This window comes from Flavobacterium sp. LK-23 (genome assembly GCF_058135255.1).
The window spans coordinates 1-14659 of record NZ_JBYUVT010000024.1 but is presented as its reverse complement, the minus strand read 5'-3'; the positions used below and the strand labels follow the sequence as shown (position 1 = coordinate 14659).

11 protein-coding genes are annotated in these 14659 nt (G+C 33.9%); 5 read left to right on the top strand and 6 right to left on the bottom strand.

All coding sequences use genetic code 11. The features are described from left to right. The first annotated feature begins 114 nt into the window (after positions 1-114). Positions 115-2535, top strand: coding sequence for a TonB-dependent receptor (locus AC3Y25_RS22235; RefSeq protein WP_489904267.1), 2421 nt, complete (start codon positions 115-117; stop codon positions 2533-2535). Between the two features lie 100 nt (positions 2536-2635). Here AC3Y25_RS22235 and AC3Y25_RS22230 read toward each other — a convergent pair whose 3' ends face one another. The 3 genes from AC3Y25_RS22230 to AC3Y25_RS22220 form a co-directional block, all read right to left on the bottom strand. Continuing rightward, complete coding sequence (locus AC3Y25_RS22230) at positions 2636-3307, bottom strand: copper homeostasis protein CutC (protein ID WP_320493077.1); 672 nt, start codon at positions 3305-3307, stop codon at positions 2636-2638. 173 nt (positions 3308-3480) lie between these two features. Then, complete coding sequence (locus AC3Y25_RS22225; RefSeq protein WP_250837365.1) at positions 3481-3804, bottom strand: GIY-YIG nuclease family protein; 324 nt, start codon at positions 3802-3804, stop codon at positions 3481-3483. Positions 3805-4176: 372 nt separating this feature from the next. Beyond that, positions 4177-5184 (bottom strand): 3-oxoacyl-ACP synthase III family protein, encoded by a 1008-nt coding sequence (locus AC3Y25_RS22220; RefSeq protein ID WP_248728175.1) that lies wholly within the window; start codon positions 5182-5184, stop codon positions 4177-4179. Positions 5185-5447: 263 nt separating this feature from the next. On the opposite strand from AC3Y25_RS22220, the gene AC3Y25_RS22215 reads away from it, so the two are divergent. Next, positions 5448-7859, top strand: coding sequence for an alpha/beta hydrolase family protein (locus AC3Y25_RS22215; protein WP_489904266.1), 2412 nt, complete (start codon positions 5448-5450; stop codon positions 7857-7859). Between the two features lie 108 nt (positions 7860-7967). Here AC3Y25_RS22215 and AC3Y25_RS22210 read toward each other — a convergent pair whose 3' ends face one another. The 3 genes from AC3Y25_RS22210 to AC3Y25_RS22200 form a co-directional block, all read right to left on the bottom strand. Further along, positions 7968-8918 carry an ABC transporter ATP-binding protein gene (locus AC3Y25_RS22210; protein WP_427875170.1) on the bottom strand — a complete coding sequence of 317 codons (951 nt, stop codon included), beginning with the start codon at positions 8916-8918 and terminating at the stop codon, positions 7968-7970. A gap of 107 nt (positions 8919-9025) precedes the next feature. Beyond that, positions 9026-9721: a YiaD family glycine zipper/OmpA-like lipoprotein gene (locus AC3Y25_RS22205; protein WP_250837367.1), complete on the bottom strand. Its 696-nt coding sequence runs from the start codon at positions 9719-9721 to the stop codon at positions 9026-9028. A 19-nt stretch (positions 9722-9740) separates the two neighbouring features. Beyond that, positions 9741-10244, bottom strand: coding sequence for a lipocalin family protein (locus AC3Y25_RS22200; protein ID WP_250837368.1), 504 nt, complete (start codon positions 10242-10244; stop codon positions 9741-9743). 204 nt (positions 10245-10448) lie between these two features. Here AC3Y25_RS22200 and htpG point away from each other — a divergent pair, with 204 nt between their 5' ends. The 3 genes from htpG (at position 10449) to AC3Y25_RS22185 (ending at position 14251) form a co-directional block, all read left to right on the top strand. Continuing rightward, positions 10449-12332 carry a molecular chaperone HtpG gene (gene htpG, locus AC3Y25_RS22195; RefSeq protein WP_489904265.1) on the top strand — a complete coding sequence of 628 codons (1884 nt, stop codon included), beginning with the start codon at positions 10449-10451 and terminating at the stop codon, positions 12330-12332. A gap of 195 nt (positions 12333-12527) precedes the next feature. Then, complete coding sequence (locus AC3Y25_RS22190; protein ID WP_489904264.1) at positions 12528-13361, top strand: hypothetical protein; 834 nt, start codon at positions 12528-12530, stop codon at positions 13359-13361. 134 nt (positions 13362-13495) lie between these two features. Next, positions 13496-14251, top strand: a complete 756-nt coding sequence (locus AC3Y25_RS22185) for a DUF4369 domain-containing protein (protein WP_489904263.1) — start codon at positions 13496-13498, stop codon at positions 14249-14251. Positions 14252-14659 lie beyond the last annotated feature (408 nt).

Below are 14659 nucleotides of genomic sequence, written 5' to 3'. Positions count from 1 at the left end.
AAAGAGTCTTAATAGAGACTCTAATTTTTTAAGGTCAACAAAAACAAAAAAAAGAAAAACTAACAAAACGAAATCTCATCATCAATCAAATCAAAAATAATCAGTAAAAAAATCATGAAATTAAAATTCTTTCTGTTTGCGTTATTAGGTATAATCGCAACTGCACAGGCCCAGAATACTGGAAGTATTACTGGAAAAATTACAGAAAAGTCGAACAACGCGCCGATTTCTTATGCAACAGTTTCGCTTAAAGAAAATGGGAAAGTGGTTTCTGGAGTAAATACAGACGATAACGGGGACTATTCATTTAAAAACATTGCTTTAAAAAGTTACACTATCGAGATTCAATATATTGGATTTAGAAAATATATCGGTTCTGTTCTTTTGAGCGAAAACAAAAAAAATGCTACTGTAAATGTAGCTCTTGAAGAAGAAGCAACGCAATTAAAAGGTGTCAACATTATCGCAGAACGCTCTACAATCGAACAAAAAATTGACAGAAAAGTAGTTAATGTTGGTAAGGACTTGACAACTGCAGGAGCTTCGGCATCTGATATTATGAACAATATTCCTTCTGTGAATGTGGATCAGGACGGAAAGCTTTCGCTTCGCGGAAATGATAATGTTCGTGTATTAATTGATGGGCGTCCAACGAATATTGATCCTGCTCAATTGTTAAAACAAATTCCGTCAACTTCTATCAAGAAAATTGAATTGATTACGAACCCAAGTGCAAAATACAATCCAGAAGGAATGTCTGGAATCATTAATATTATCTTGCACAAAAATGCAAATACTGGCTTTAATGGAAGCTACAGCGGTGGTATTACTTTTGGTAAAACGGCAAAATACAATCAGTCTTTAGATTTAAACTATAAAACTGGTAAAGTAAATTTCTTTGGAAATGTGGGACAAAATTTTGGAACATACCAAAACACAGGATTCATCCAAAGATTTGATCAAGATATAGTTCAAAATATATCAGTTTTGAATGATAATGATTCCTACTTATACAAAATAGGAATGGATTATTTAATTGATGATCATAACACCTTGTCTTTCTACACCAATCAAAACAAATCTAACGGAAAAGGTTTTGTAGACACTGATATTGATTACAATAATGTAACGGGTTCTGACATTTCCAATATATTTCAAAAATCAAGCTATTGGGGACCTGATAGAGTTGGAACATACAATTTGGCATACAAACACATCTTTAAAAAAGAAGGTCACACTTTAGATTTTGAAGCAAATTATAGTGACAATAAAGAAACTCAAAATGCTGCTTTTGACACTAAAACGACCAAAATAGACAATACTGCTTCGGGTATTGTATACAATGATTTTCTGCAAGGAACTAGAAAATTAAGCACTGTAAACGTAGATTATGTTAATCCGTTAAACGAAAAAACAACCCTTGAAGCCGGAGCTGAAGCTAGGATCACGAGAACAGATAACGATTATGTGACTGGAAATCCTTTGTTGCCAGTAGCAGATCAAACGTCTCATTATACGTATGACACCGATATCTATTCTGCTTATGTAACATTTGGACAGAAATACAAAAAGTTTAGCTATCAATTGGGTGCACGTTTTGAAAGCTATAAAGTACAGGCTAACTTAAATTACGGTCAGACTAAATTTGATGATGATTATATTACATTATATCCATCAGCATATTTAACGTATAATTTGAATGAGAAAAACACGTTGCAGTTTAGCTACAGCCGTCGTGTAGACCGTCCGAGTTTAGAACAGACAAAACCTATTCGTGAATTTGCTACTCCGTTAGTTACTTCATTAGGAAATCCTGAATTAAGACCTCAGTTTACCAACTCAGTTGAAGTAAATTATACTAAAACTCTTGAAAAAGGAAGTTTTACAACTGGAGTTTTTGTGAGAAGTATTAATGACCAAATCAGCAGAATTTTATATCCTGATCCAGCAGATCCGAGCATGGAAAAACAAATCATGAGTTTTACCAACTACGATCACAATACAGCTTACGGATTTGAAGTTTCTTTTAATTATAAAATCACAAAATGGTGGGATATCCAACCATCGATTGATTTCTCAAGTATTAATCAGCAAGGTATTGTATTCCAATACGATCCTGCAACAAATACAAGTAACCCAATCGATAGAAAAATTACTGTTGCTGCTTTCAACGGACGTATGAACTCTAATTTTAAAGTAAACAAACGTTTAAGTTTCTTAGCTTTTGGATTCTATAGAGGTGCTACAGACGGGCTTCAAAACAACAGCCACGAAATGTATAAAATGGATATTGGTACACGTTACACCTTATTGGACAACAAAATGAATTTAAGTGTTCGTTTCAATGACATTTTCAATACAATGAAATATGCTTTTGATACCATGTATCCTTATCCTCAAGCAGGTCAGTTTAAATGGGAAAGCCAAACGGTTTACTTTGGTTTGACTTATAACTTTGGAGGCGGAAAAATCAAAAATTTACAGCGTAAACAAAGAGATGACAATACTAACAAAGGCGGGGGCGGAATGTTCTAATCTTGTCTGAGAAAATTTTTTAAATAATTTTTTGAATAATTTCTTGTAGAAAAAAAGTCTGGAGATTGCCACCTCCAGACTTTTTTTGTTTTATTCTATTCTATAAAAAGTTACGCAACTCTTTTATTTCTTCTGGATTTGCAGTTTCAGAATTATCTGTTATTGCTGAAGAATGATAAAAAGTGAGATCTAATTTTTCTTGCAACAGTTTGATATTTGAAGATCTTAAACCTCCTCCTGGCATAATTTCAATTCTGTCTCCCGCTAGTTCTTGAAGCCTTTCTAAAGCCAAAATTCCTTCTTCTACATTTACACCTTGACCTGAAGTCAAAATGGTTTTGAAGCCACAGTCGATTACATCTTCAAGTGCTTTTTCAGGATTTTTAACTACATCAAAAGCACGGTGAAAAGTACACGATAACGGATGCGCCAAATGCACTAATTCCTTATTCTGCTTTTTATTTACTTTTCCGTTTTCTTTTAAAATTCCGAAAACGAAACCATCAACGCCTAGTTTTTTATATTGCTTGATATCTTGTTTCATTTCGGTAAGCTCTTCGTCAGAATAGACAAAATCACCACCTCTAGGCCTTATAATAACATGCATTTTTATATTTATACTTTCGCGAACCTTTACTACCAAAATAGAGTTTGGCGTAGTTCCTCCCAGTTTCATATTTTCACATAGCTCAATTCTATCCGCACCGTTTGCTTGAGCAATTACTGCCGATTCATAATTAAAACAAGCTATTTCTAGTTGATTTTTTTTCATTTGTATTGTATTAAAATGGCTTCGACTCCGCTCAGCCTGACAAGCTGCAAAAAAATTATGTTTAATCTTTGTCTCCCTGAGCGGAGTCGAAGGGCGCTCCTATTGGAACGTGGGCTTCGACTCCGCTCAGCCTGACAAAGTATGTCCTGACGAAACCGACGGCTAATTTAATACTAAACATCCTTTTTATTAAAATTTTTATGAGTTGTTTTATTCAAACATTGAGAAAGTTTTTTCAAATCCTCCCATTTATCTTTTATTATAGCTTCTTTCTTTTTTCTGCTCCAGCCTTTTACTTGCTTTTCAAATGCAATGGCTTGGATAACATCATTAAACTCTGTACAAAACACCAACTCCAAAGGCCTTTTATTAAATGTATAGCTTTCTTTATTTAAACCATAATTATGTTCACTTAGTCTTCTATTTATATCATTTGTCATTCCTGTGTAATAACTTCCATCAGAGCATTTTAAAATATAGACGTAATATCTTTTCATAATTTTTTACTTCAAAAACAATAAAAGTAAGAAATTTAATTCAAAAATATTAAAAAGAGCGTGATAATAGAAACGTGGCTTCGACTTCGCTCAGCCTGACAAATAGAAATCAAACACATACAATCGTCAAAGCTTTGTCACCCTGAGCGGAGTCGAAGGGCGAGCCTATTGGAACGTGGGCTTCGACTTCGCTCAGCCTGACAAATAGAAATCAAACACATACAGCCATCAAAGTTTTGTCACCCTGAGCGGAGTCGAAGGGCGCTACTATTGGAACGGGAGCTTCGCCTTCGCTCAGCTCAAATGGCTATAAAAAAAACCTACTCCCAATAAGAAGCAGGTTTTAAAAAAATATAATGTAAGATGATTATTTTACCATTTAATAATAGCACTTGCCCAAGTAAATCCACTTCCGAAGGCTGCTAAGACTACAGTATCTCCAGATTTGATCTTTCCTTGTTCCCAAGCCTCAGTCAAAGCAATCGGAATAGATGCTGCGGTTGTGTTTCCGTATTTCTGAATATTGTTATGAACTTGGTCGTCTGTCAATTTGAATTTATTTTGAATGAATTGCGAAATTCTCAAATTGGCTTGATGCGGAATTAACATATCAATATCTGAAACCTGAAGACCATTTGCCTCCAATCCTTCATTGATTACTTCAGCAAAACGAACTACAGCATTTTTAAATACAAATTGTCCGTTCATATACGGGTAATAACTTTCATCATTCGGATCATTATCTGCAATAATATCTGTTACCCAACGCGCTCCCATTCCTGGCGCTTGCAAAGCCAATTCTTCTGCGTGCTCTCCTTCAGAGTGTAAGTGTGTAGATAAAATTCCTTTGCTTAAATCTTCTTCACGGCTTAAAACTGCAGCTCCTGCTCCGTCTCCGAAAATTACAGAAACTCCACGTCCGCGAGTTGTCATGTCTAATCCTGTAGAGTGAACTTCAGAACCAATAACCAAAATATTTTTATACATTCCGGTTTTAATATATTGATCTGCAACAGAAATTGCATAAACAAAACCAGAACATTGATTTCTAACATCTAATGCTCCAACTGTTCTTAAACCTAAATCTCTTTGAACCAGAACTCCAGGTCCTGGAAAATAATAATCTGGACTTAATGTAGCAAAAACTACAAAGTCAATATCTTCTTTGGCAACACCAGAACGCTCTATTGCAATTTTAGCTGCTTTTACTCCCATTGAAGTAGTAGTGTCTTCTCCACGGATAATGTGTCTTCTTTCCTGAATCCCGGTTCTTTCCTGAATCCATTCGTCATTGGTATCCATTATCTTAGACAAATCATCGTTAGTCACCACATTAGAAGGAACATAATATCCTAAACCAGCTATTTTTGAATGATACATATATCTATTATTATTTATTAAAAAATTGGATTGCAAATTTACGCATACTTTAAAATATACGTACACAAATTACTATTTTTTTCGTTATTAGCAATTTAATATATTCTAATTCTACACTAACTTATCATCATTTACTTCTTGAAAAGACAATTTTGGAACGCAAACATTGAAAAAAATTAAAAATCAGACTCAAGATGTAACAAGACAAAACTATCTTAGACAAACATTTTGAATACCAATTACAAACCCATAAAATTCAAACTATGAAATTAAAGGTTACACTGTTTTTATTTTTAAATATAAGCTTTTTCTCTTTTGCACAGGAGAATCTAACTTATCAAAAACCTTCAAAATCTATTTTAGATTTGGCAGACTATCAAAGAGCTCCTTCCGTATCAATGGATACAAAAAAAGAGAACATGCTCTTGATGTACCGCAACACCTATAAAACGCTCGACGATTTAAACCAAGACGAAGTTCGTCTAGCTGGTTTGAGAATTAATCCGGTTACTAATATTTCAAGCACGGTAACGTATTTAATCAATCTTAAACTAAGAAAAATAAACGGAAAGGAAGAAATTCAGGTAAAAGGGCTCCCTGATAATCCGAAAATATCAAACATTCTTTGGTCGCCAAACGACAAAAAAATCCTATTCTCGCACACTACCAATTCTGGTGTAGAACTTTGGGTTTTAGATGTTGCAAGCGCACAAGCGACAAAACTCACAGAAGCTAGAGTAAATGCCAATCTTGGAAATCCGTTTAACTGGTTTTTAGACAGCGAAACTATCTTAGTAAAAATGCTTCCTAAAAACAGACCGCCGCTTTTAGATTCTAAAAAAGATTTGCCGACTGGGCCGATTATTTCAAATACTTCAGGAGAAAAATCTCAAAATAGAACGTATCCCGATATGCTGAAAAACAAAAACGACGAAGCTAATTTTGAAAACTGCATAACTTCTGAATTGTATAAAGTAAAACTAAATGGAGATGCTGTTTTATACAAAGACGCCGCTATGTTTGCCGGAGAAAAAATCTCTCCAGATGGTCAGTACATTATGCTGACAACCATTCAAAAACCATTTTCTTATGTAGTTCCATTAAACAGATTTCCATCTAAAACGGTTGTTTATGATTTAAGCGGAAGAGAAATTAGAACGGTAAATGAAGTTCCTTTAAATGAAATTATGCCAAAAGGTTTTATGGCTGTTCGAAAAGGAAAAAGAGAAATGGCTTGGAGAAACGACAAACCTGCAACTTTATCTTATGTTGTAGCTTTAGACGAAGGAGATCCTGCAAACAAAGTTGATTTTAGAGATGAAGTTTTTCTTTGGGATGCGCCTTTCGACAAAGAAGCTTCTTCATTAGCAAAAACTCCACAGCGTTTTAGTGATATTATATGGGGGAATGACAATTTAGCGGTTCTTTCAGAAGAATGGTACGACACGAGAAACACCAAAACATTTTTGATTAATCCATCAAACCCAAATCAGCAGCCAAAATTGATTACGGATAGAAATTCGCAAGATGTTTATTCTGATCCTGGAGTTTTTGAAACAAAAAAGAATGCTTACAATAAATATGTTTTAGCCGTCGAAAAAAACAACTTGTATAGAATTGGTGAAGGTTATACTAAAAACGGACAATTTCCTTTTGTAGATGAATTCAATATAGAGACTTTAAAATCAAAACGCATCTATACTTCTCCTTATAAAGATAAAAAAGAGGATATTTTAGAAATTGAAGATTTCAAGTCTGGGAAAATCTTAGTTATGATTCAGTCAAAAACAGAATACCCAAATTACTATTTCAGAAATATTAAAAAACAAAACAGCCTAACACAAGTTACTGATTTCAAAAATCCGTTTGAAAGCATTAAAGACGTAAGCAAAGAAGTTATTAAATACAAACGTAAAGACGGATTAGAGCTTTCAGGAACTTTATATCTTCCTGTTGGTTATGATAAAGCTAAAAAAGAAAAATTGCCACTATTGATTTGGGCATATCCTGCAGAATATAAAGATAGAAATAGCGCTTCTCAATCGACTCAAAATTCAAATGAATTCACTTTTCCTTATTATGGTTCATTTGTTTATTGGGTAACTAAAGGTTATGTAGTTTTAGATGATGCTGCTTTCCCAATTATTGGTGAAGGAACTACAGAACCAAACGACAATTTTATTTCGCAATTAGTAGATAATGCAGCAGCAGCGATTGATGCCGTAGATGCTTTAGGCTATATTAATCGTAAAAAAGTGGCTGTTGGAGGACATTCTTATGGAGCTTTTATGACTGCGAACTTACTAACCCATTCGGATCTTTTTGCATGCGGAATTGCGAGAAGCGGTGCTTACAACAGAACTTTAACACCATTTGGATTCCAATCTGAACAAAGAAATTACTGGGAAGCGCCAGAAGTTTACAACGCAATGTCTCCATTTATGAATGCAGAAAAAATGAAAACTCCAATTTTGTTAGTTCATGGAGAAGCAGACAATAATCCGGGAACTTTTACCTTGCAGACAGAACGTTATTTTCAAGCATTAAAAGGATTAGGAGCGCCAGCAAGAATGGTTATTCTGCCAAAAGAATCTCACGGTTATGTAGCAAAAGAAAATATTTTGCACCTGCTTTGGGAACAAGATCAGTTCTTAGAAAAGTATCTGAAAAACTAAATTCATAATTTGATTCTAAAAGGAAACCCGACAAGTTTTTGAAAACTGTCGGGTTTATTATTTTAACAATTAGAAATTATCTAATTTTCTAATTGACATATTCCCTAATTACAAATAATTTAAAGCCAGAAAAACTTCTTGCTCAAGTGGTAAATCTATTTCGCTTTCAAAGAAAATCAATTGCCTTTTGTAAACTGTTTCAATTAAATAATGGCTTCCTCTAAAATAAGTTCTTCTAATTTTCACCATCAATTTTGATTCTGAAACCATTTTAAATTGATGCGGATAAACCAATGTTTTATGTGTTTCATCCTCGTAAGACAACAATAAATGAGTCGGAATTTCATTTACTTCTCCAAACAAAGATGCCACATATTTAACCTTTGGATCTTCGTATATTTTTGAAGGATCATCTTTTACCAACACTTCTCCGTTTCTCATCACGATTGCCTGATCGGCAAAAGACAAAGCATCTGTACTATCATGTGTTGCAATAATACACGTAATTCCTTTTTGTTTTAGATAACGAAATAAATTACGACGCAGAGCATTTTTTCTAAAAGCATCTATCTGACTAAATGGCTCGTCTAACAAAATCACTTCTGGTTCTAAAGCCAAAACTCGAACCAGTGCCACTCTTTGCTGTTGTCCACCACTTAGAAATTTGGTCTTAACATTCGCAAACTGATCCATTTCTACCATCTCTAATAATTCCTGAACACGAAGCTTTTTCATGTTTGCAAAACCGTTCGAGAGAAACTTACCTACGTTTTCTGCCACTGTTTCGTATGGAGACAAATCAAAATCCTGTGCCAGATATTTCATATAAGGCATTCCAGGAATCAGATTGAACTTTGGTCCCAAGATCGGTTTATCGCCATAAAAAATCTTCCCTTCATCCAGATCGTATAATCCGTATATAAGCTTGAGTAGCGTACTTTTTCCACAGCCACTCTCACCAATAATCGCAATATTCTGGCCTTTTTCAATAGAAAAAGAAATGTTTTTTATAACGGGGTTTTCGGTGTACGAAAAAGATATATTTTGAATGTCAAGCATGAGTTGTAATATGAGTCGTCAAATTTACAATGTTTAATTTCTAAAGTCAAAAAAAAGCTGCTTCAATTATTTGAAACAGCTTTTTTGATAATTTATTTTATTAGAAACTATTTTCCAGCTTCTGCTTTAGCGTCATTTACCATTTTGTCGTTTGCTGTAATTGAGAATTCAACACGACGGTTTTGAGCTCTTCCTTCTGGAGTATCATTTGTTGCAATTGGATCTGCAATTCCTAAACCTGAAGTTTTGAAACGGCTTGATTTTAATCCTTTTGAAACTAAATAAGCTTGCACAGAAGCAGCTCTTTGCCCAGAAAGTGTCAAGTTATATTCTGGTTTTCCAGTATTATCTGTGTAACCAAAAATTTGAATATCTGTATCTCCATACTCATTAAATACAGGAACTAATTTATCTAAATTAGCTTTTGCTTGAGTTGTCAAAGTAGATTTATTAGTATCAAAACGAACTGCATTTTCGTTTAATGTCAAGTGAATACCTTCACCAACTCTTTCAACAGAAGCACCTGGTAAAGCTTGATCAATTTCACGAGCTTGTTTATCCATTTTATTTCCAATCAAAGCTCCAGTTCCTCCACCTACAGCAGCTCCAATTGCAGCTCCTAAAGCAGCGTTTCCGCCTCGTCCGATATTATTTCCTAAAATACCACCAATAACACCACCTGCAACTACACCAATTCCGGCTCCTTTTTGTGTATTATTTGCGTTTTTTACTGAATCACAGCTTGTAAAAAAACTAGCTATAACCATTAAACTACTTAAACCTAAAACCGTTATCTTTCTCATTTTCTATATCTTTAAAATATTAATTAGCTCTTTGAAATTGGTAAACTACATCTTTTACCTGACCACCTACATTTATATTATCAATTAACTGAAAAGAACTTTCAGTTACACCTGCAACTTTAAGCAAATAACCATCTCTTACTTTCTTCGCTTTTTCACCTGCATTAAGAATTTTCAACACAAACAAACCTTGGTTGTTGATACTCCATACAATTGGCGAAGAAAATCCAGTACAACTTGGCGAAGTCAAAGCCATTGTTCCTTTATTATTATTCGAAATAAAGCTCCAAGTACTTCCAATAAAACATTTTGAATCTGCAAGATCGAATGAATTTACTTTGATATAATCAGAACCTGGGTAAGAAACATTGGTAAGTACCCAATTTCCTTTTAGCGCTACTTGAGTCGATTTGTCAAGTTTTGTTGAAAGCGTAGTAGCCTCAGAAGATGAAGCTGTTGACGAAGCTGATTTACACGCAAAGAACATAGCGGCAATCAAGCATATAAAAATACTCTTCTTCATTTTGTACAATTTTTTTTTAGATTAATACTTGCCTTTTTAACAATTATTGTACCACAAATATACGATTCATAAAGATAATTTTCGTTTTAGAATCTATTTATTTTCTTTCAAAATTAACATTTGCGACATTTTGTCACCCAAAATACAATTGGTATTTTATTTGAACGAATGAAAATCATCAAATTAAATCAAAAATTAAAAAATATGGCAACAGGTAAAATTAATGTTTCAGTAGAAAACATTTTTCCTTTAATTAAAAAGTTCTTATACAGCGACCACGAAATTTTCTTACGCGAGCTTGTTTCTAATGGTACTGATGCTACTTTAAAATTAAAACATCTTATTAGCATTGGTGAAGCTAAAGTAGAATACGGAAACCCAATTATTGAAGTAAAAGTCGATAAAGAAGGTAAAAAAATCCACATTATCGATCAAGGTTTAGGGATGACCGCTGATGAAGTTGAAAAATACATTAATCAGGTAGCCTTTTCTGGTGCTGAAGAATTTTTAGACAAGTACAAAGATTCTGCTAAAGATTCTGGAATTATTGGACATTTTGGTCTTGGTTTCTATTCTGCTTTCATGGTAGCTGAAAAAGTTGAAATCATTACAAAATCGTATAAAGATGAACCAGCTGCACATTGGACATGTGACGGAAGTCCTGAATTCACTTTAGAACCAGCTGACAAAACTTCACGCGGAACAGAAATCATTCTTCATATTGCTGAAGATTCTCTTGAATTTTTAGATGACTCTAAAATTAGTGGTTTATTAAACAAATACAACAAATTCATGCCGATTCCGATTAAATTCGGAACAAGAACTGAAACGCTTCCAAAACCAGAAGACGCTCCAGAAGATTACGTTAATGAAACAGTTGACACTGACAACATCATTAATAATCCAAATCCAGCTTGGACAAAACAGCCTTCTGAATTATCTGACGAAGATTACAAAAACTTCTACAGAGAATTGTATCCAATGCAGTTTGAAGAGCCATTATTCCACATTCATTTAAATGTAGATTATCCTTTTAACTTAACTGGTATTTTATATTTCCCGAAATTGGGTAATGATATGCAGATCCAGAAAGACAAAATTCAGTTGTACCAAAACCAAGTTTACGTTACTGACAACGTAGAAGGAATTGTCCCTGAATTTTTGACAATGTTAAAAGGTGTTATCGATTCTCCAGATATTCCATTGAACGTTTCTCGTTCTGGTTTACAGGCTGATGGAGCTGTTAAAAAAATCTCAAACTACATTACTCGTAAAGTAGCAGATAAATTGAAAGCTTTATTTAACGAAAACCGTGCTGATTTTGAAGCAAAATGGAACGATATTAAAATCGTTTTAGAATACGGAATGCTTTCTGAAGAGAAATTCTACGAAAAAGCAGGTGCATTTGTTTTGTATCCAACTGTAGATGACACTTACTTTACTTTAGAAGAATTAAAAGAAAAACTAAAAGAAAACCAAACTGATAAAGACGGTAAACTTGTAGTTCTTTATGCTGGAAACAAAGATGCTCAGCACTCTTACATTGAGGCAGCAAAAGACAAAGGCTACGAAGTATTGCTTTTAGATTCTCCGATTATCTCGCATTTGATTCAAAAAATCGAAAACGATAACAGCGGATTAACTTTTGTACGTGTTGACTCTGATCACATTGACAATTTAATCAAAAAAGAAGAAAACACCATTTCTAAACTTTCTGATGACGAAAAAGCTGCTTTAAAAACTTCTTTAGAAGCTTATATTCCAAAAGCATACAGCGTTCAATTGGAAGCTATGGATTCTCAAGCAGCTCCATTCATCATCACGCAACCAGAATTTATGCGTAGAATGAAAGAAATGAGCCAAACAGGTGGCGGCGGAATGTTCGGAATGGGGAATATGCCAGAAATGTACAATTTGGTTGTAAACACCAATTCTGATTTAGCTTCAAGTATTTTAAATACAGAAGACAAAACGCACCAAGAGCATTTAGTTAAACAAGCTTTAGATTTAGCTAAATTATCTCAAAACCTATTAAAAGGAGAAGCTCTTACGGCTTTCGTAAAAAGAAGTTTCGAAATGATCAAATAAGCATTTAGATGCTATCTTACTAAAAGCTGCCCAGTTTGGGCAGCTTTTTTTATTTCTCATCGCTTCAACCATAATTTTTTCTTCAAAAATTCGTTATAAAGCGCTATAGATTACCACTAAATGATCTTTATTGCAATTCAAATTTTTTATTACATTTGACTGCCTTATTAATCTAACCCAAAACAAAAAGACCCTATGAAAAAAACTGCTATTTTATTAACAACCATTTGTGCTACAGCACTTTTATATGTCTCTTGTTCAAGCGACAATAACGACCCGGCCGTTTCAACAGACTTGACCAGCATTGGAGCTTCAGTTGCCGTTGACGCTTCAAACGAAATGGATCTTAACACCAGTCTTTTAATCAGTACAAGCACCTCAACTTCTGGAAAAACTGCCGAAACACCTCTTGGAATTTGTGCAACAATCACCATTACAACACCAAATGGAGAAAATTATCCTAAAGTCTTTTTAGCCGATTTTGGAACAGCAGGATGCAAAGACGCAAATAATCTTACGCGTAAAGGGAAACTAGAAGTAACACTTTCAGGACCAATTACAGAAACTGGAAGCAAAATGACAATTAAAAGAATTGACTATTCTATAAAAGACATCAAACTAGAAGGAACTATTGAATATATAAACACTACAACTGTTGCTTCTACACCACAATGGACCAGAAAAGTCACTAATGGTAAATTAACCGATTTACAAGGAGGGGTTTATACCAATTCAGGAACTTACACTACTAAACAAACTGCAGGTGCAGACACGCCTTTGATTTTATCTGACAATGTTTATGAAATTATCGATGGCACGCATACCGTAACATCTTCAAATGGTGTAGCACTTACTTTGACAGTAAAAGAACCGCTAATTAAAAAATATTCCTGTTTATTTATCTCCAAAGGACAATTAAAAGTACAAGGCGGTATTTTAAACGGAATTATAGATTACGGAAACAATGACTGCGACTCAAATTACACGTATACGCACGAAAATGGCACTTCGTTTATTTTGTCGATGTAAAACCTTTTCTTGCATTACTTTAGAATCCCAATTTAGAAATAAATTGGGATTTATTTTTTTTATAAAAATAAAACATCACCCCCTATTTACATTTAAACTATTTTCTTTATTTTGCACCAAAATCTCAAAAACTAATGAAAAAAACACTAATTGCTTTTGTTACTCTTGCAGTATTAGCATCTTGCAGCAAAAAAGAATCAGCTGCTGATAACCTACACATCACAGGAAACATTAAAGGTTTAAAAACCGGAACTTTATATATCCAAAGAATTGTCGACACTTCTCTTGTTGCTATTGACAGCATCAAAATTGATGGAAACTCAGCTTTTGAAAGAGATATTAAATTAGAATCTCCAGAAATGCTCTATTTATATTTGGATCGAGGTGTAACAAACTCATTAGACAATAACATTTTATTCTTTGCCGAGCCAGGAACTATCAATATCGATACTAATCTGGACAACTTCATTGCTGGTGCAAAAATTACTGGATCTAAAAACCAGGAATTATATGAGGAATACCAAAAAATAAACACACGTTTTAGAGACGAAAACTTGTCTATGGTAGAATCAAAATTCAAAGCTTTAAAAAGACAAGATCAAAAAGCAGTTGACAGTATTGACGCGAAACAACAGTCAAACATCAAAAGAAAATATTTATATGCTACAAACTTTGCTATAAACAATAAAGACCACGAAGTAGCACCTTATATTGCGTTAGCAGAGATTTACGATATCAATTTGAAGTTTCTTGATACCATTCAAAAATCAATGACTCCAAAAGTAGCGCAATCACTTTACGGAAAGAAACTAACTAAGTATGTAGCTGAAGTTAAAAAAGCAGAACAAAAAGCTCCTGCAGCCGAAACAACTCCTGCTCCAGCTGAATAAAAACATAAAAGCAACAACAAAAAACGTCCTGAATTATCAGGGCGTTTTTTATGCTTAAATCCAACAATAATAGCAATCGCAGATTAACTACCACATCCAACGTTTCTAAGCGTTAGAACGCAATTACACAATCATTATGCAATTATTATATAATATGTTTTCCGTGATTAAAATCGTAGTTTATATTTAAAAAACTTCCACAACAAAAATCACCCATCTTTGTTCAATTCCTCAATATGTTTTCTTCTTCGTCGAAAAATTGGGATTTGGAATTTTTATTATTGGAATTTTCACTTTTGGGCATAAAAAAACCACCACATTTCTGTGATGGTTTTTGAGCCGATAGAGGGACTCGAACCCACGACCTGCTGATTACAAATCAGCTGCTCTAGCCAGCTGAGCTACATC